Source organism: Mesorhizobium sp. M0410 (assembly GCF_040321435.1).
Taxonomy (GTDB): Bacteria; Pseudomonadota; Alphaproteobacteria; order Rhizobiales; family Rhizobiaceae; genus Mesorhizobium.
This window is the reverse complement of the sequence record NZ_JAMYRN010000016.1, coordinates 111631-131804: the sequence shown is the minus strand read 5'-3', so window position 1 is coordinate 131804 and position 20174 is coordinate 111631. Positions and strand designations below refer to the sequence as shown.

The 20174-nt window shown below is 64.0% G+C and carries 7 protein-coding genes; 3 read left to right on the top strand and 4 right to left on the bottom strand.

Translation table 11 applies throughout. From position 1 onward, the window contains the following. Positions 1 to 52: 52 nt before the first annotated feature. From NKI63_RS22660 to NKI63_RS22645, 4 genes are all read right to left on the bottom strand, one after another. Complete coding sequence (locus NKI63_RS22660; RefSeq protein ID WP_254819065.1) at positions 53 to 1081, bottom strand: sulfate ABC transporter substrate-binding protein; 1029 nt, start codon at positions 1079 to 1081, stop codon at positions 53 to 55. Between the two features lie 221 nt (positions 1082 to 1302). Continuing rightward, a complete protein-coding gene (locus NKI63_RS22655; protein ID WP_352687529.1) occupies positions 1303 to 2034 on the bottom strand; it encodes a M15 family metallopeptidase in 732 nt (243 codons plus the stop codon). A gap of 27 nt (positions 2035 to 2061) precedes the next feature. Further along, positions 2062 to 4152: a penicillin-binding protein 1C gene (gene pbpC, locus NKI63_RS22650; RefSeq protein ID WP_352687530.1), complete on the bottom strand. Its 2091-nt coding sequence runs from the start codon at positions 4150 to 4152 to the stop codon at positions 2062 to 2064. Between the two features lie 213 nt (positions 4153 to 4365). After that, positions 4366 to 9846, bottom strand: coding sequence for an alpha-2-macroglobulin family protein (locus tag NKI63_RS22645; RefSeq protein WP_352777680.1), 5481 nt, complete (start codon positions 9844 to 9846; stop codon positions 4366 to 4368). Between the two features lie 273 nt (positions 9847 to 10119). Between NKI63_RS22645 and NKI63_RS22640 the strand changes: the two genes are divergently transcribed. The 3 genes from NKI63_RS22640 to NKI63_RS22630 all read left to right on the top strand — a co-directional run bounded on the left by NKI63_RS22640 (position 10120) and on the right by NKI63_RS22630 (position 20012). Further along, positions 10120 to 12048 carry an autotransporter assembly complex protein TamA gene (locus NKI63_RS22640; protein ID WP_352505542.1) on the top strand — a complete coding sequence of 643 codons (1929 nt, stop codon included), beginning with the start codon at positions 10120 to 10122 and terminating at the stop codon, positions 12046 to 12048. Next, the gene (locus tag NKI63_RS22635; RefSeq protein ID WP_352505543.1) at positions 12048 to 18098 is read left to right on the top strand and encodes a translocation/assembly module TamB domain-containing protein; all 6051 of its coding nucleotides are present in this window, start codon (positions 12048 to 12050) and stop codon (positions 18096 to 18098) included. The genes NKI63_RS22640 and NKI63_RS22635 overlap by 1 nt, the downstream gene beginning before the upstream one ends. Before the next feature lie 261 nt (positions 18099 to 18359). After that, positions 18360 to 20012 carry an ABC transporter substrate-binding protein gene (locus NKI63_RS22630; protein WP_352505544.1) on the top strand — a complete coding sequence of 551 codons (1653 nt, stop codon included), beginning with the start codon at positions 18360 to 18362 and terminating at the stop codon, positions 20010 to 20012. The last annotated feature ends 162 nt before the right edge of the window (positions 20013 to 20174 follow it).

Here is a 20174-nt window from a genome sequence, read left to right as displayed (position 1 = left end):
ACCGCCACCCCGCCTTGGCGGGTGCTGTGGTCATGTCGTCCTGATCTAAATGCTACTGGGCCGGCTTGTAGATCTGGTCGAATATACCACCATCGCCGAAATGATAAGGCTGTGCCTTCTTCCAGCCGCCAAAAAGCGGGTCGTCGATGGTGATCAGCTTGATCTCAGGCAGCTTGGCAAGGTCCTCCGCCGGCACCAGGTCGGGTTTCGAAGGGCGATAATGGTTCTTGGCGATGATCGTCTGGCCCTCCTTGGAATAGAGATAGCTCAGATAGGCTTCGGCAACTTTGCGTGTACCTTTGGCGTCGACATTGGCGTCGACCACGGCGACAGGCGGCTCGGCCAGGATCGAGGTCGGCGGGTAGACGATATCGAAATTGTCGGCGCCGAACTCATCGAGCGCCAGATAAGCCTCGTTTTCCCAGGCGAGCAGCACGTCGCCCAGCCCTTTTTGCGCGAAGGTCACGGTGGCGCCGCGCGCACCGGTGTCGAGAACCGGGACATGCGCATAGAGATTGCCGACGAATTCCTTGGTCTTGGCCTCGTCGCCGCCATCCTTGGAGCTGGCATAGGCCCAGGCGGCGAGATAGTTCCAGCGCGCGCCACCGGAGGTCTTGGGATTCGGCGTGATCACCTGGACGTCCTCCTTGACCAGATCGCCCCAGTCATGGATGCCCTTGGGGTTTCCCTTGCGGACGAGAAAGATGATGGTCGAGGTGTAGGGCGCCGAATTGTTTTCGAATTTCGTCCGCCAGTCTGGATTGATCTTCTTCGCTTTCGAAACGATGGCGTTGATATCGCCTTCGAGCGCCAGCGTCACCACGTCGGCGTCGAGGCCGTCGATCACGGCGCGAGCCTGCGCGCCGGATCCGCCATGTGACTGCTGGACGGTGACCGTCTCGCCTGTCTCTGCCTTCCAGTGGGCAATGAAGGCCTCATCGAATTGCTTATAGAGCTCACGCGTCGGATCATAGGACACGTTGAGAATGGTGGTGTCGGCAAACGCGAAACCGAGCGTGCCGAACTGGACGGATGTGGCGACCAGTGCGCCGAGCAGTTTCCTGAAATGAGGTTTGGTCATTTCCGCCTCCGTTGAACTCGCGCCAAATCTACCGAATTGATAGAATTTAGATGCAATCAATGTTGCCTTTTTTGGCTCATTGAAGCAATTTTTCGCCTGGTTTGGGCGATGCGAGGAACTATTTTCCCGCATGGACCATGATCGCGCTCCCGACGCGATTAACTAGAGACGGCCAGCTCTTCGGCAATGGCTGCGTGTCGTCTGAACGAGGTTTCGGCAGCTTATTCGCCGGTAACGGGAAAGTTGAAGCGCTCTCTTGGAAACGGCTCGTTTTCCAGCGTGAAGTGCCACCATTCGCGTGGGTAATTCTTGAAGCCGCCGGCGCGCATCGCCTCGACAAGTCTTTTGCGGTTAGCCGCGGCTTCATCGTCTATCGCTCGGTGAGCCGTTTCGCTCGCCGGATCGAAACAGTCGAAACCGGTGCCGAAATCGAGCGTGTCGGCATCGGTCGCGCCGCAGGCCGGTTTCGGAGCGCTCGTGCGGCCGGCCTGTTTTTTATGGTTGACCCCGGCGATCGCGACATCGACCGTCGATCCGCGCGAATGGGTGGACAGTTCGCCGATATAACCCTTGGCGATGAGATCCTTGCGCTTGACCTTTGGATACCATTGCGGGTCCGGTGGCCCGCCCGTTTTTGTCCATTCACTCATGTCGGAGACAGCCCGCGCAGGGCGGTAGCAGTCGAACACGACCAGCGTCAGCCCTTCGGCAGCAATCGCTTTCTGCACTGCCGAAAGCGCTTGCGCCGCTTGCCTGGTGAGGACGCATACCGGCGCATCGTAGCCGCTTACCTTGCGATGCAGGAAATTTTCGAGGCCGGCATAGCGGATATCCTGCCGGATACTGGGATCGATGTCGGCCAGCCGAACAAAGCCGGCGGGGAGGGTGTCAGCAAAGGCCGAGGAAATACCGGCGGCCGAAAGCAAGGCGTAAAACCCAATCTCCTGAATCACCTGCCGAAATCTATTCAAGGGAAATTTTCACTCGACAAAAACCTTTACGCTAGCCGCGCGTCCCGCCGCGTCGATCACGGTCAGGGTCGAATAGCCGGCGCCGTCCGGCTGCCAGGTTGCGGTGCGCCGCCGGTCGATGCCGACCAGCGGCTTGCCGTTGGCCAGCCAGCGGAATGGTGCGCGGCCGCCCTGCAGCTTGAGGACCAGCGGCGAGGCGTCGGCCGAGGAAGTGCCGAGATCGACGCGGGCGCCGTCGGGCGGAAAGATGATGGTTGGCGCAGGTTCGGTCGGCGTCGCCTGCACCAGCCCATCGGTGCCGGCGCCGAAGCGCGTCAGCGTCACCGGCAGCTCCTCGCGTTTGGGACGCCGGACGCCGGACGGCTGGCTTGGCAGTGGTACGGCGGCCAGGCCGGAACGGACAAAGCCTTCGAACAAGATGGGCGCCGCCGAGATGTAGCCGGACAGGCCGGGCACCGCGCCGGCGTCGGGGCGGCCGACCCATACGCCGAGCACATAGCGGCCGTCAAAGCCGACCGACCAGGCGTCGCGATAGCCGTAGGAGGTGCCGGTCTTGTAAGCGATGCCGCGTTGGGCGGCACCCGGAGGCGGCTTGACGCCTGACAGGATGTCGGTGATCTGCCAGGTCGCCTGTCCGTCGAGGATGGTGGTGGTCGAGCGTTCGGCATTCTCCGGCTCGGTGCCGTCACGCAGCGTGTGTGCCTTGCCGCCATTGGCAAGGCCTGCATAGAGCTGAACCAGGTCGCGCAGTGTCATCCCGACGCCACCGAGGCCGATTGCCAGGCCAGGCGCCTCGTTGACGGGCAGTACAGGGGTCACATCGGCCTGGCGAAAGCGCGCCATCAGCCGGGCCGGGCCGACCGCGTCGAGCACGCGGATCGCCGGAACGTTGAGCGACAATTGCAGCGCCTGCCTGATGCTGACATCGCCCTGATAGCCCATGTCGAAGTTCTTCGGCCGGTAGCCGGAGAAATCGGCTGGGCTGTCCTCGATCAGCATCTCCTGCGCCACCAGGCCTTGTTCGAAGGCGAGACCATAGATGAACGGCTTCAGCGTCGAGCCAGGCGAGCGAACGACTTTGGTCATGTCGATCCAGCCCGAACGAGTGGCATCGAAGAAATCGGCAGAGCCGACCTCGCCAAGGATATCGCCGGTGCGGGCATCGGCCAGCACCATGGCCACCGAGAGGCGAGGGCCGAGCCTGGCGGCTGCATCTTTCGCCACCTCCTCCAGCCCTTCCTGGACACTCTTGCGGATCGTCAGTTGCAGCTTCTGGCCGGGGATGGCCTTGGGCAGCATTGCATAGGCCGCATGGGCAGCGAGCGCCGGCAAAGTGCGCCGCAGCCCCGACACATCGTCGAGCGCGGCACGCGCGGCCTCACGTTCGCCGAGCAGGCCTGCCGAGACCATGCGGGTCAGCACCCTGTCGCGGGCAGCGTGGGCAATCTCGAGATTGCGATCAGGGCGTCGCTTTTCCGGCAATTGCGGCAAGGCGACGAGCAGGGCGGCCTCCGAGACCGTCAGCCGTTTCGGCTCCTTGCCGAAATAGGCGAGCGAAGCGGCGCGCACACTTTCGAGATTGCCGCCATAGGGCGCCAGCGTCAGATAGCGTTCGAGGATCTCGCGCTTGGAAAGCCGCCGTTCGATTTGCAGGGCGCGCAGCATCTGCTTGATCTTCGAGCCGAGGCTGCGGCTGTCGCGTGGCTCGATCAGGCGGGCGAGCTGCATCGAGAGCGTCGAACCGCCGGAGACGATATGGCCGCTGGTCGCGAACTGGCCGGCGGCACGCGCCAGTGCCAGCACGTCGATGCCTTGATGACCCCAGAAACGCTTGTCCTCATAGGTGACCAGCATGTCGACGAACTGCTTGTCGACCTGGTCCAGGCTGGTAGCGAGCCGCCAGTAGCCGTCCGGCGTAGCGAAGGCGCGCAGCAGTTGGCCGTCTCGGTCCTGCACCTCGGTCGAGACCGTCAAAGCAGCCGGCAGCGGCGGCGGAAATGCGCGGTCGAGCTGCCAGAGGGCGATGGCGGTGATTGCAGCGAGACCGGCCAAGGAAATGCCCGTGATGGCCGCTCGGCGCAGGAACTTTCTGGAGAGCATGGCGCCGCCTCTCATCCGCCTGCTGGCACCTTCTCCCCGTTTAGTGATGGGGAGAAGGGGGCTGTCGCGACCCTTGGCGCCTTTTCTGCGGCGTCAAAGTTCGGCGAAAACTTCGGCGCATGGCTCTTCCTCCCCGTCTCTATATGGGAAGAAATGCCCGGCAGGGCAATGAGGGGCAGCGCCATCGCCATATTCCTATCCGCCTTTTTTGCCTTACGGCGCCTTGACCTCCATCATGCCGGTGGCGGTGCGGGCCGAATATTGCGGCCGGTACATGTCCTCGATCGTTGCCGCCGGGTGGGCATAGGTGCCCGGCGTCACCGCGCGCACGACGTAGGCGAGCGTGATGTTGCGGTCGCCGTCGCCGTCGTTGGGATTGAACGCCGCGACGAAACGGTCGTCGCGGAATTCGAGATGGGCGGCATCGGTCTGAGCCAGCCAGGAGAAGTTCGTCAACTGAGCGCTGGAGACCAGGCCCGGATTGTCGATCTCGAAGCCGGCCGGCAGCAGGTCGGTGATCAGCAGCCGCGAAGGCCAGGTGTTCTGCTCGTAAACCTTGAGCACGACGACATAGCGTTCGTTCTGCTTGACCTCCGTCACGTTGGCCTCTGTGCCGTCGAGCTTGTAGTAGGTACGGCTGATGGTAAAGCCGTTGCCGCCGGCCGGCAGAGGCTGGATCGGCGAGGCCACAGTGGTGACGACCGCCTGCAGCGGATTTCTGCCGGTATTAACGATGGTCAGCGGACTGTCGGCCAGGTCGCCACCGGCGATCTGGTCCGAATAGCCGCCGGCATGCGGTGCGCCGTTGACGGTCAGCGCGATCGAATCATTGCCGGCCTTCAGCGCCCGGGCCGCCAGCAGCATCCAGGACTCGTCCTGCGTGCTGGTCCACCTAGCGTCGGCGCGTTCCCTGGTCACCAACTGGATCAGCGCCGGCACGATGGTCGGCACCGGCTTGCTTTCCGCGGCAAGCGCCAGGATCGCCGCGCCGTCACGCAGCGGCGAGCCATAGTCGGATCGGTAATAGTCATATTCGGGTGTCGACTTGGCCAGTTGCAGCGCGGCCTGGAAGGTTGCCTCCGAGCGCTGCGTGTCACCGTAGAGCGCGAGAGACGCCGCCAGCTGGGCGACGGCCATCGGGCTGGTAAAGGCCTCGAGCTGGGTGTCGGCATAATAACGCAGATCGCCGGCCGAGGCCTTCTTGTTGCGGGCAAGCACATAGAGCGCGTAGGCGATCTCGCTGCCACGATCCTGGACGTCCTGATCGTAGCCGATCGCGTTCTGCAGATTGCTCAGCGCCTGGTTCATCGCCAAGGCCGGCACGTCGTACTTCTGCTCGCGCGCCCGGGTCAGGAAATCGGTGACATAGGCGTCGAGCCACAGATCGCCGGAACCCGGACCCCACAGGCCGAAGCTGCCGGCCGATGCCTGGTAGCTCAGCACCTTGTAGATGGCGTCCTGGACGCGGCCATGCAGATCGGGGTCGCTGGCCATGCCGATGCCGGAAGCCATGTCGTTGACGTAGAGAAGCGGCATGGCGCGGCTGGTGGTCTGTTCAGCGCAACCATAGGGATAGCGGTCGAGCGTCATCAGCAGCGACGGCACGTCGAAGGCAGCCGCCTGCGAAACGCCGACGCTGACCGAAGCGCCATCGAGCAGGCTTGCCGCCAGCAGTTCCTTGTCGACGCGCAGCGCGCCGCCATTGCCCTTGAGGTCAACGACCATGCGGGTGGTCACCGGCAGTTGCGCCGGGCGCACCGGCACATAGAGCGTCTGCTCGACGGCGGTGCCGTCGGCATGCGCAAGCCTGATGGTGATCGAGGCGTTGCCTGCGGTCTGCGCAATCAACGGCACGGTCAGTGTCTGCCGCTTGCCTTTGGCGAGCGTCAGCTTTTCAGGCAAGGCGGCATTGCCGGTTGACAGGTCGCCTGTCGTGTTGACGGTCAGCTTGTAGTCCCCTGCGGGGCCGTCGGTGTCGGCGACGTCGAGCCGCATGACGGCGGAATCGCCGGGCGCCAGAAAGCGCGGCAGGCCTGCGGTGATTACCACCGGATCACGCACGATGACGTCGGACTGGGCATGGCCAACCGCTTCCTTGGTCCAGGCGACGGCCATGACGCGCACGGTGCCGTTGAACTGCGGAATGTCGAAGTCGATCTGCGCCTTGCCGTCGGCGTCAAGCTGGACCGGGCCGGAGAAGAAGGCGACCAGCTTTTCGGTCGGCGGACTGCCTTGCGATTGCATGTTGGCGCCGTCGCCGCCGGTGCGCAGCTTACCGGTTGTGCCCAGCGAGCCGTCGATCAGCCGGCCATAGATGTCGCGAACCTCGAGACCGAGCATGCGCTGCCCGAAGAACCAGTTCTCCGGATCCGGTACCTTGTAGTTGGTCAGGTTGAGGATGCCGACGTCGACGGCCGCGACCATGACATAGGCGTTGGTGCCGGGCTGCACGCCGGCAACGGCGACCGGGATCGACAGCTGCTGGCGCGGCATGGTCTTGCCCGGCGTCGCCAAGCTGACCGCAAGCTTCCGCGAGCCGGGATCGAGCTTCAGCCATTTGACGCCGATGGCGCGCGCCGGCATGCGTGTCTCTTGCGCATCGCCCGGCCTGAATAGCGTTGCCGTGACGTAGGCGCCGGCGCCCCAGTCGTCGCCGACCGGGATGTCGACAGTGCTGCCGCCGGCCGGCACGCTGGCGGTGACGGTCTTCAGGAGCTTGTCGGCGCCGATGGTGACGAGCAACTCGCCGGCAAAGTGCGGCGACACTTTGAGCTTGGCCACTTCACCCGCCGCATAGGTATCCTTGTCGAGGGCGATCTCGAGGCCGTCGGGCGTTTCGGTGGTGGTGGAACTGACATACCAGCCGGCGTCGAACTCATAGCTGGTGGCCGGGCCTTCCGGATCCGCTGTCTCGATCTCGAGCCGGTAGCGGCCCCAGTCGACCGGCAGCGACACCGTAGCCTCGCCATCGGCGCTCAGGTCGACCTGGCCGTTGGCCACCGCCTTGGTGAAGGTGACCGGCTCATAGTTCCAGGAGTTGCTCGAGCGATACCACTGGTAGCTGCGCTCGACCTTGACCAACGACCACTGTGCGCCCTTCAGCGCCTCACGCTTGCCGTCTGGGTCGACGGCGACCAGGCTGAACTTGGCCGTGCCGCCTTGCGGCACCTCGTCTCCGTCGAAATCCGGGCGGATGCCGATCATGTGGCCCTGCGGGCGGATGCCGATATTCAGCGAGCGCTCGACGGCACGGCCGCCGGTTTCACGCATCCTGACCGTGATCTTGGCATCGACCAGCTTGGTGGTGGATGGCAATTGATCGACGGAGACCGGGAAGGTCGCCTTGCCGTCCTCGCCGACCACCGGCAGGCCAGTGAAGGGCGTCACTGTCGGTTCAGCCGACTGTTCGTCGGCGAGACCGAAGGAATAGCCTTTGAAGCGGTCCCAATCGCGGGCGGTCGACAGCGTCAATTCGCCTTCGAGCGCGAGGCCCGCGGCCGGCGCGCCGTAGAGAAAGCGGCCGTCGACGGTAATGTTGGCGGTCTCGCCCTGGGCGATCTCCTGCTTGTCGGAGGACAGGTCGAACTCGATGCGGTCCGGTACGAAGTCCTCGACCAGGAACATCTGGCTGGCAACCGCCGCCTGCTTGGGATCGGTATGGATCGCCACCGTCCAGGTGCCGCGCATGGCGTTGGGTTCCAGCGGCAGGTCGACCGCGTGACCACCGGCCGACGCGCCGTCGCTGACGATGCGGCGGTCCTCGACGCCGTCGGGCCGCGAGAAGATGAAGGTCAGCGGCAGGTTCTCGACCGCCTTGGCGGCACTGTCGCGGGCAAGAGCCGCGACATGGACATCTTCGCCGGCGCGGTAGATGCCGCGCTCGGTCCAGGCATAGACGTCGAGCGCGCCAGGTGCCGGCCGTCCGGCGACGCCACGGTCGGACAGGTCGAAGCCGGCGCGGCCCATATCGAGGAAGACGAAATCGTCGTCGCCCTGTTTGGCCATCAGCACGGCCGGCGCCATGCCGCTGTCGCCGCGCGTCAGGCCGGGATTGAACACCGCCCGCCCTTCCGCGTCGGTGGTCGCGGTGCCGAGGATTTCATTGTTCCTGGCCAGCAGCGTCAGCTCGGCGCCGGCAATCGGCTTGGCGGTTGCGAGCGAACGCGCAAAGACGTTCAGTCCATCCTGTCCGGTATAGGTCGACAGGCCGATATCGGAGACGACGAACCATTGCGTGGCGTGCGAATCATAGTCGTCGCTGCGATCGTCGACGGCTTGTGCGGTCAGCACATAGACGCCGGGCTTGCGCTTCGGCAACGCCTCATCGATTGGGAAGGAGGTGGTGACTTCCTTGTTGAGGTCGTTGGCGATGTCGAGCTGGCCCTGCCAGACCGGCTCGCCCATCTGTTCGGAGATGTTCGAAATGTCGTAGCCGTCAAGCTGGCGCAGGAACTGATATCCCGACAGAAGTTGGGCCAGCGAGCGGTCGCCGATGCGGAAGAGCTTCATTTCGGCGGCATTCATGTTGACGGTGACGACCGGTATGCCGCGGCGTGCGCCGGCGGGCAGCACGAAGCTGTCGCCGGTGAAGCGGGCCGAAGGCGCGCGGTCCTGCACATATATCGATAGAACCACCGGTGCCGCGGTGACCTCGCCAATGGCGGCCGGCAGGCCGGCGCGGAAGGTCACGTCATAATGTTGGCCGTGCTCGAGCCCTTCGACGCAGATCTGCTTGTCCTTGGCTTCGACGCCCTTGGGAGCGGCGTTGTCGACAGTAACGAACTGCGAGTAGTCGACGCCGGTCTTGACCAGCTCCTCGGAGAACTGCGCGCAGATGCGTGGCGCGCTGGTGTCGGCATCGACGGTATGATCGATGACGCGGAAGCCCTTGCGGGCCTTGAGATCCTGGTAGGCGGCCCTGACTGCCGGCGAATTGACGAGAGCGAGGCTCGCCTCGTAGGCCTGCAGGGCCGGCCTGTAGAGATCGCGGCGATCAAGGCCGTCCCCGAGCAGCGCCAGCACGTCGGCGCGCGTCCTGGTGGTGCGCAGCAATTTGTAGGCATTGAAGGCGGCGGAAGTGGCGTTCGCCGGCAGCGTCGACGGCTCCGAACTGTTGGCGGTCGGATGGACGGCAAGCGTTTCGCGCGCCAGCTCGAGCCAGAGCTGGCCGTCATCAGGCAACGCCGAAACCGCCGCCTCGTATTTGTGCATGGCCGCGCGATGATCGCCCGTCAGCGCCGACTGTTCGGCGGCGGCCCTCAGCGCCGTCAGCCCCTCGGTCGGCTTGGTGTAGGTCGGGCCAGTGAGCTTGTTGCGGTATTGCTGGGCCTGGTCTGCCATCCAGTTCGGGAAGAAGGCGAGTTCGGGTGGCGCGCCGATGTCGGGATCGCCATCGATGTTGACGACCTTGCCGGCGACGGCGCCGCTGAAGGGTTTCAACGAGTTGTAATCGGATTTAAGAAAGCACCATTTGGCCTTGAGGTTGTAGGTGAAGGCGCGGCAGGCCGGGTCGCCGAGGCAGGTGGTCTTGCACTGGTCGAGGCTGACATTCTGGTCGGATCTGAGATCGAAACCGAAATAGTCGGAATTGTCCGATGTCACCACCCGCCGGGCTTCGGCCGCTTGCGCGACACCGCTCCAGGCAAAAAAGAGAAGGAAAAGAATCGATAGACCACGAGCCGCGCGCATTGCCATAAACCCCTCCAGACAAGTGCTGACGTCCAGAAATCTTCAAGCTTCAGTGGCGCTTGTCAACATCAGGACGCGGCAGGATCCGCCTGCCAACGGTTTGCTTTCCGGCCGATGACCGGTAGTAGCTCCATAGGACAGGGGATCACGCTTTCTTGCGGCGACGCAGAAGGTGTGAGTTCCAAGCCCTGTCTATTTCAGCAATTGGATTGTGGCCCCTTTACGAGTGCTTCAGAACTTCATTCCAATTTTAGGTTTGCGAGCTAGGCTAGGAGCGTAATGCCGGCGTATGAAAGGCAGATGTCGGGAGGAACCGCGCAACGGCGCGCGCTTTCGCGCGCCCTGCTTTTCGCCTTGCTGTGCTCGGCGGTACTTATTGTCGAGACCGGAAATGCGGCAGCCTTCGAGATTTTCGGCATCAAGCTATGGGGATCGTCGAAGGACGAAGATGCCGACATCGTTGACCCGCTGCGTTATGCCGTGACGATCGAGACGCCCGACGCCGACAAGGATCTCGCCGAGAAGCTCGAAAACGCCTCGGCGCTGAAAGCCGACGAGGAACACCCGGTATCAGGTTCGCTGGGTCTTTTGGCCAAGGCGCGCAGCGACCGTGAGCAACTTGTCGCCGCGCTCTACGCGGACGCCCGCTACGAGGGGGTCGTCACCATCACTATTCAGGGCAAGCCGCTCGACGATCTGCCGCCCGATGCCGAGTTTTCCGGCCCGCAGCCGATTCCGGTGGTGATAAGCATAGCGGCCGGGCCGAAATTCACGCTTGGCAACATCAGACTGAAAGGCGATGCAGCGGGGCTGGCAAGTGCCGATTTCGGTCTGATCGCCGGCGGTGACGCCAGTTCGGGCGCCGTGCTCAAGGCCGAGGCGGCGATCGTGCGGGCACTCAAGCAAGAAGGCAGGCCGCTGGCCAAGGTGACGGGCCGCGAGATCGTCGCCGAGCACACCGGTTCGACGCTCGACGTGACGCTCACCGTCGCGGCCGGCCCGGTCGCCGGCTATGGCGACACCACTGTCGAGGGTACCGAAAAGGTCGACCGCGACTTCACCGAATATATGACCGGTCTGAAGCGTGGCCGCCAGTATTCGCCCGATGAGATCGACGATGCACGCGACCGGCTGCTCGGCCTCGAGGTCTTCAACAGCGTGACGGTGAAGGAAGCCGACGCCCTCGACGCCGAGGGCAATGTCCCGATCGGTGTCCAGGTCAGCGAACGCAAGCCGCGCTATTTCGGCATTGGCGGCAGCTTCTCAAACACCGAAGGGCTGGGCCTCGAAGGCTATTGGGGGCATCGCAATCTGTTTGGCCGCGCCGAAAAGCTGCGCATCGACGGCAAGATCAGCGGCATCGGCAGCAACGACTTGACCCAGCTCAATTACAATGCCGGCGTCATGTTCGAAAAGCCGGGCGTGGTCGGGCCGGCGTCGAAATTCATTGCCAGCGTCAATGCTGTGCTGGAGCACCCCGACGCCTATGACCATTTCTCGGTCAAGGGCAGTACCGGCCTATCCTACGAACTCGACAAGAAGCAGACGGTTTCCGCGCAAGTCGCGCTGGATTATTCGAGGATCCACGACGCTTTCGGCAAGCACACCTATCTGATCGCCAGCATTCCACTGCAATATGTCTACGACAATCGCGACAGCAAGCTCAATCCGACCCGGGGCTTCAGGGTGCTGGCCTATGCCGAGCCGAGCTACGACATTTTGAGCGGGGCTGCCTTCGTCAAGCTGAAGGGCGAGGGGTCGGCCTACCAGTCGCTCGATTCGGCCTCGAAATTCGTTTTCGCCGAACGTGTCGCCATCGGCTCTATCATCGGCGCCAGTCTTCAAGATGTTCCGGCAGATCGCCGCTTCTACTCAGGCGGCGGCGGTTCGGTGCGCGGCTATGCTTATCAAGGCATCGGCCCGAAGGACAGCAATGGAGAGCCGATCGGAGGGCTTTCCTTCTTCGAGACCTCGGTCGAGATGCGCATCGCCGTCACCGACAAGATCGGCGTTGTGCCGTTCGTCGATGCCGGCACGGTGTCGACGAGGCAGGTTCCCGATTTTTCGGACATGAAGGTCGGCGCGGGTGTAGGCTTGCGCTATCTGACGGCGTTCGGGCCGCTCCGCATCGACGCGGCAGTGCCGCTCAACCGCGGCCCCGACGATCCTCATTTCGGCATTTATGCCGGCATCGGCCAGGCATTCTGATGGCAATATTCAGGCGCATCCTTCGTATCCTTTTCTACACGCTGCTCATCGTCGTGGCAGCGGCGGTGGGGGCGCTCGTCGTGCTGACCAAGACCGAGCGCGGCCGCGAAAACCTTGCCGGCATCATCTCGACCATGGCCTCGACCAGTGATCGCAAGGTCACTGTCGTCGGCATCGACGGTATCTGGTCGGGCGCGCTGAGGGTCGATCATGTCGTTCTGGAGGATCGCGAAGGCGCCTGGATGGTGGCGCGCAAGGTGGCCGTCGACTGGTCGCCGCTGGCACTCCTGTCGAAGAGCTTCAGCGCCGATCGCATTGGGGCCGAGCGTATCGAGTTGGCAAGGCTGCCGATGGCCAATACACAGCCGCGCCAAAGCGGGGCGACCACGCTGCCGGTTTCCATCGATGTCAAGCAGCTCGACCTTCCCGAAATCGCACTCGGGCAGGCTCTGGCCGGCAGCGGTGTTGCCGAGCTCGCAGCCAAGGGAGCGCTCAAGGCGGATGCCTCGCCGTTGGCTATCGAGACCAATCTCAACATCGTTCGCCATGACGGCAAGCAAGGCACGGTCGACGCCAAAGCCCAATTCGCGCCGGCCGACAACAAGCTCGACCTCGACTTGAGGGCATCCGAGCCGGCCGGCGGCATCATCGCCAACCTGCTCAAGCTGCCGGGCGCGCCGCCGGTCGAGATTGTCGTTTCCGGCACCGGACCGCTCGCCAACTGGAATGGCATCGGGACCTTTGTCGTCGATCGCCGGATCGTCACCCAGCTTACCGGTCGTCATCAGCTCACGAACAAGGGTCATTATGTCGAGGCCAAGGGTGACGGCGAGTTCGAGCGCTTCCTGCCCGAAAATCTGAAGCCGCTGTTTGCCGGCAAGACCAGCTTCGACCTCGCCGGCACAGCGACCGCGGCCGGCGGCGTCGACGTGGAGCGCGCCAATATCGACAGCGATGCCGTGCACGCGACGGCCGCCGGCACTGTCGATCCGAACGGTGCCAGCGATCTTTCCGTTAAGCTCGCCGCAAAGGGGCCGCCGATCGTGCTTAGTCTCGGCAGCGAGGCGCAGCCGATAACCGTGGCGATCAAGGACGCCACGGCCCGCGCTTTCGGCGATGGCAAGGCGCCGATGGTCGATATCGGCGCGTCGCTGGTCTCGGTGGTGGCGGGCGGCACGCGGGTGGACGACCTGATCGGGCAAGTGCATTCGGATGGTTTCGACATCCAGAACCGTAGCGGGCCTGTCACCATCAAGCTGACGGCGGCCGGCCTGAACACCGACGTTGCGACGTTGGCGCCGCTGATAACGGGCAGGGTCAGCGCCGGTCTCGCCGGCTCCGTCAGCAAGGACCAGGTCGTCGTCGACCAAGGCACGCTGCGCAGCGACGCGCTCAATGCGTCCGTAACGGCCACCGTGGTGCTGGCCGATCTGTCGATGACGCTCAAGATGAATGCCGACGCGGCTTCGACGGCGCTGCCGCCGCAGATCAGTTCGGTTCTCGGCCAGCGCGTGCAGTTTTCCGCAACCGCGACCCGCGACCCGGACGGTGCGTTTGCCGCCAATGCACTGCAGCTCACCTCCGGCACGCTCAACGCCAGCGGCACCGCCAGCGCGCAGGGCACCGATATCCGAGCCGATATCAAAGGAACGCTCGGCGACGTGTCGGTGCTGTCGCCGCTGGTTGGCGCGAAGGTCGGCGGCGCAGTCGATTTCGCGCTGACCGCAAGCGGTGCGCGCACCGCGCCGGACTTCTCGGTTTCGGCCAGCAGCGACAGCCTGACGGCGTCCGGCCATGCGGTGAAGCAGATCAAGCTGAGCGCGCGCGGCAAGGCCGATATCGCCAGTCCCGCCGCCGATGTCTCGCTGACCGGCTCGGTCGACGACCAGCCGCTCGACCTCAAGGCATCGCTGGTCACGACCGACGGAAAGCGCTCCATCAATGGACTTGCCGTCTCGCTGGCCGACAACAAGGTCTCCGGCGACCTCGGGCTCGACGACAACCTGCTGCCGCTCGGCACGTTGGCCCTCGATGCCGCCGATATTGCCCCGCTGGCCAGACTTGCCGGCCAAACGCTAGCCGGCGACGTGCGTGGCACGATCCGCTTCGCCAACGACAATGGAGCACCGACGGTCGCGATCGATGCGACGAGCACCGCGATTTCGCGCGGCGAACTGGCGGCCAAGACAATCGCCGTCAACGCGCTGGTCGCCAATTATCTCAAAGCCCCGGCGATCGCCGGCAAAGTCAAGGCCGACATGATCACTTCCGGAACCACGGTGATCAGCGGCATCGATGTCGACCTGAAGCGCAACGGCGACTGGACCGGCTTTAGCGGCGGCGCCACGGTCGCCGGCATTCCGGCCAGCGCGGCCGGGCGGGTCAGGATCGCGAACGGCATCACCAGCATCGAGCTTGCCTCGGGCGAGGCAATCATCCGCGGCATCAAGGCAGCGATCGCACAGCCGTCGGCGCTGACAATCGCCAATGGCATGGTGAGCATTGAGAACCTGGCGCTCGGTGTCGGCGGCGGTTCGGTTGCCGTGTCGGGTACGGCTGGCCAGACGCTCGATCTCGCTGCCACCTTGTCGGCGGTGCCGGCAGCGCTTGCCAATGATTTTTCACCGGGTCTCGATGCCGTGGGCGCGCTCAGCGGCACCGCGCAGGTCACGGGATCGTCGGCTGCCCCCGACGTCCGTTTCAACGCCCGGCTCAGCGGCGCCGAAACCAACCAGACCCGGCGGGCCGGGCTCGGGCCGCTCGATCTCGATGCGGCAGGCCGCTTCTCCTCGGTCAGCGGCCTGGCCATCGAGCAGGCGACGCTTGCCGGCGAGAAAATCTCCGGCAAGGCAGCCGGCACCATCAATCCGAACGGCGCCAGCGATTTCTCGCTCGACCTCGCCTCGACCGGTCCGAGCCTGCCGCTGTCGTTCGGCAGCAAGGCAAGTCCGATCAAGCTCGAGCTGCAGGCGATATCGCTAAAGGCGGCCGGGCAGGGCACGCAGCCGAAGCTCGACATCTCCGCGACGCTGCCATCGGCCGCCACCAATCTGGCTAAGGTCGAGGGCATCACGCTGGCGCTGCACTCCGATCGCTTCGACGTGAAAGCCCGGAGCGGGCCGATCTCCGGCACCGTGACCGCTGAAAAAATCGGCATCGACAATCCGACAGTCGCACCGCTGATCGCCGGCAAGGTCACTGCCAAACTCGCCGGCAGCCTTGCCGCCGACGCTGTCATCATCGATAGCGGCACAGTGACCAGCGACGCGTTGAACAGCGGCTTCAACGGGCGGGTCTCGCTGGCCGACGGCGCCATCGATCTAAATCTCAAGGCGGATGCCGCGTCGGCGGCGCTGCCGGCGGCGGTACGTGGCGTGCTCGCCGCGCGAACACAACTCAGTGCCGCGCTGAAGCGAGACGCCAACGGCAATGTCACCGCCAACGCCGTCAGGCTGTCGTCCGGTTCGCTAACGGCAGACGGGCAGGCGAGCCTTGCCGCCAACAAGCTCAGCGCCGACGTCAAAGGCGCGCTGGGCGACGTCTCGCTGGTATCCAAGGACGCCAAAGGCGCCATCTCTTTCGCGCTGAATGCGCAAGGCGCCAGCACTGCGCCGGATCTGTCCCTGACTGTCAACAGCGACAGGCTTTCGGTCGCGGCGCGCGAGATCACTGGCCTGAAGCTCACTGCCACCGGCAAGGCTGATGCCGCCAACCCGGCTGCGAATGTGCAACTCACCGGAAACGTCGCGGGTCAACCGCTGCAGGGCAGCGCCGTGCTGGCGACATCGGACGGCAAACGCGCCATCAATGGGCTTTTGCTGTCGCTGGGCAAGAACCGTATTTCCGGCGACCTGGCGCTCGACGATGCCTTCGTCCCGGTCGGCACGGTAGCGCTCGACCTGCCCGATATCGGTCCGCTTGCTGCCCTGGCACTGGAAAAGGCCGACGGCGATGTGCGCGGCACGATCGCCTTCTCCAAGGCGGGCGCCGTGCCGCAGGTCGCCGTCAAGGCGATGACGGGCTCGATCTCGCGCGGCGATGTCTCGGCCAAGGCCGTGAGCATCGATGCGCTGATCGCCAACTATCTGGCGGCACCGGTGATCTCGGGCAAAATCCGTGCCGACAGCGTGACCTCCGGCGGCACGGTTATCCGTGGCGTCGACGTCGATCTCAAGCGCGACGGCGAATGGACCGGTTTTTCCGGTGGCGCCACCGTCAAGGATATTCCGCTGAAAGCCGGTGGGCGGGTCAAGGCGGTCAACGGCACGACGACGGTCGAACTTGCCTCCGGCGAGGCGACCATCCGCGGCATCAAGGCGGCTATCGCCCAGGCCTCGACCATCAACATCGCCAATGGAGTGCCCAGCCTCGACAGGCTGGTGCTCAACCTCGGCGGCGGCACGGCGACGGTCACGGGCAAAGCTGGGCAGGCGCTCGACCTCAACGCGACGCTGGCCCGCGTCCCGATCTCGATAGCCAACAGTTTTTCGCCGGGCCTCGATGCCGCCGGTTCCATCTCGGGCACGGTGAAGGTGACGGGTGCGCCGGCCAATCCGGCCGTTGCTTTCAAGATCGATGCAGCAGGCGTTCAGACGTCGCAGACCCGTGGTGCAGGCTTCGGCGCCATGGGCGTTTTATCCTCAGGTACGTATTCGGGCAACAGACTGACCTTCGACGCCAACATGAGCGATGCCGCCGGCCTCGGTCTCAAGGGCGGCGGCACGATGACGACATCAGGCGCGCCCACCCTTGATCTCAACTTTTCCGGCAAGGTGCCGTTCGCATTCCTCACCAGGACACTCGCCGCGCAAGGCTTGTCCCTGAGCGGCACGGCCGACGTCGATATACAGGTACGCGGCCCGGCGACGTCGCCGGTGATCTCAGGCACGGTCCGCACGTCAGGCGCCCGCCTGCTCGACGCGCGTTCGGGGCTTGCGATCAACGACATCACTGCCGATGTCGCCGTCGGTGGCGGCGTGGCAAGGATCAATCGACTGACCGGCACGCTGTCGACGCGCGGCAGCCTTTCGGCCAGCGGCACCGTCGGCATCGATCCGGCTAAGGGTTTTCCGGCCGATCTGTCGATCAAGCTTGTCGACGGCCGCTATACCGACGGCAAGGTAGTCACCGCCAATCTTGGCGGCGACCTGACCGTTAAGGGGCCGCTCACCTCCGCGCCGATGATTTCCGGTACCGTCAACCTGGCCAAGACCGTCATCACCGTACCCGAAAAACTGCCCGGCTCGCTGGCCGAGCTCAACGTCAAGCACAAGAATGCGCCGGCCGCCGTGCGTGCGCAGGACAAGGCGTTGCGCCCGGCCGCTGCAAGCAGCGGTGGCGGCGGCAGCGGCCTCATTCTCGACGTCACGGTCAATGCGCCGAGCCAGATCTTCATCCAGGGCAGGGGCGTCGACGCCGAACTCGGCGGGTCGTTGCGGCTGACCGGCCCGGCATCGTCACCCCAGGCGGTCGGCACCTTCACCTTGCGGCGCGGTCGGCTGACGATCCTTGCCAAGCGGCTGACCTTCACCGAAGGCACGGTCGGCTTTTCCGGCTCTCTGGTGCCCTACCTCAATCTCACGGCGCAATCGAAGACGACCAGCGCCACCGTGACCATCGTGGTGTCGGGCGAGGCGACCAACCCGAAATTCACCTTCTCCTCGGTACCGGCGCTGCCGGAGGACGAGGTGCTGGCGCAGCTGATCTTCGGCCGTTCGATGTCGAACCTGTCGCCGCTGCAGATCGCTCAGCTTGCCGAGGCTGCCGGACAACTGGCCGGCATCGGCGGCTCGACCTCCCTGCTGCAGAACCTGCGCAGCGCGATCGGCGTCGACGACCTCGACGTGATCACCGACGAAGAGGGCGGCACCGCCGTCTCGGCGGGCAAGTATCTCAACGACCGCACCTACGTGACGATCCAGAAGGGCGACAGGCCGGGCTCGGGCAAGGCAACCGTCGATCTCGACGTTGGGCGCGGCGTCAAGCTGCGTGGTGAGGCAACCGACGCCGGCGAAGCCAAAGGCGGTGTTTTCTACGAACGGGAATATTGAAACCGGCCGTTCGCGCAGAACAGCTGGTTGCCCGATGAACGAGCGGCGCAGCAGCAAATGTCCCGGTTTAATTGCCCGTGGAGATTTCGGGCGAAATCCCTGGCGCACTAGCAAATTTGCGCCAAGACTGTCGTTAACGCGCGAACCGGCCTGCTTCCAAAGTTGCACATTCCTTGGCATGTTCCCAATCCGTGCCGTCTTTGACATCATGGCGCGGATGCGGAATGTTAAAAGGCAGAAAGCCAACAATGGGAGTTAGTCATGACGATCTACAAGAGTAACGGCGACCGCGTTCCCGATCACATCCTGGCCATGGCCGAAGACGCCAAGGCAGGCAAGATGGATCGTCGCGAATTTCTGGCTCTCGCCAGCGTCTTCGGAGCCTCGACGGCGATGGCCTATGGCATGCTTGGCCTTGCAGACCCGACGCCGGCCAAAGCGGAAGAGGTCCAGGGCAAGAAAGGCGGCGTGTTGAAGGTCGCGCAATGGATCAAGGATCCGAAGGATCCGCGCAAGGCCGACTGGTCGGAAATCGCCAATGCCGAGCGCCAGGCGCTCGAGCCGCTGGTCAAATATACCACCGAATACACATTCCGCCCCTATCTGCTGGAGAGCTGGGACGTGAATGACGACGCTACCGAATACACGCTGCATGTGCGCAAAGGCGTCACCTGGAACAACGGCGATCCGTTCACCGCAGACGACGTCATCTTCAACCTCAAGCGTTGGGCCGACAAGAAGGCCGAAGGCAATTCCATGCCGGGTCGCCTCGGTTCGCTGGTCAAGGACGACAAACTGGATGAGAGCGCGGTGACCAAGGTCGACGACCACACGATCAAGCTGACGCTCAGCAAGCCGGATATCGCCCTCATTCCCAACGTGTGCGACTATCCCGGCCTCATCGTCCACAAGACGTTCGATGAAAAAGGCGGCGACTTCAAGTCCTGCCCGATCGGCACTGGGCCGTTCGAGCTGGTCTCCTACGATGTCGGCCAGAAAGTGGTCTACAAGCGCCGCGAAGATAACAAATGGTGGGATGGTGAGGTCTTCCTCGACGGCATCGAGTTCGTCGACTACGGCACCGATCCGGCGGCCATGGTCAGCGCCTTCGAAGCAGGCGAGGTACACACCAATTTCGAGACGTCGGCCGACTATGTGTCGATCCTCGACGGCATGGACCTGGTGAAGTCGGAGATCGTCACCGCCTCGACGATCGTCTGCCGCACCAATGTGACCAACAAGCCTTATGGCGACCAGAAGGTTCGCAACGCCCTGCAGCTCGCGGTCGACAACAATGTCGTCCTCCAGCTCGGCTACGGCAATGCCGGCACGGTTGCCGAAAACCACCATGTCGCCCCGATCCATCCGGAATACTACGAACTGCCGAAGATTGCTCGCGACCCGGCCAAGGCGAAGGCGCTGATGGCGGAAGCCGGCCAGGCCGATTTCGAGCACGAGCTGATCACGGTCGACGAGGACTGGCACAAGAATACAGGCGATGCGATCGCCGCGCAGATGCGGGACGCCGGCATCAAGGTGAAGCGTACGGTGCTGCCGGGTTCGACCTTCTGGAACGACTGGACGAAGTATCCGCTGTCGATGACCAACTGGAACATGCGGCCGCTCGGCGTCCAGGTTCTGGCGATCGGCTACCGCACAGGTGAAGCCTGGAACGAGACGGCCTGGTCGAATCCGGAGTGGGATGCCAAGCTCAACGCTGCGCTCGCAGTCGCCGACGCCGCCAAGCGCAAGGAAATGATGAAGGATATCGAGCAGATCCTGCAGGATTCCGGCATTATCATCCAGCCTTATTGGCGCAAGCTCTACAGCCATTCGGTCAAGGCGGTGCAGAACTACAAGATGCACCCGACCTTCGAGCGCGACTATGGCAAGGTCTGGCTCGAGCAGGCCTGACCGGACGATCCGGAAAGGGGCGTCTCGCCCCTTTCCGTCGCTCTTTGCATGATCCATGGACCGGAAGTCGGCGCAGCAAAAAGTTGCGGACTCTTCGGCCGGGGTCTGCAATAAAAGGGTATTGCATCTGGGACTGGTCTGAAGGCTTGTTCTGCCGCTGGC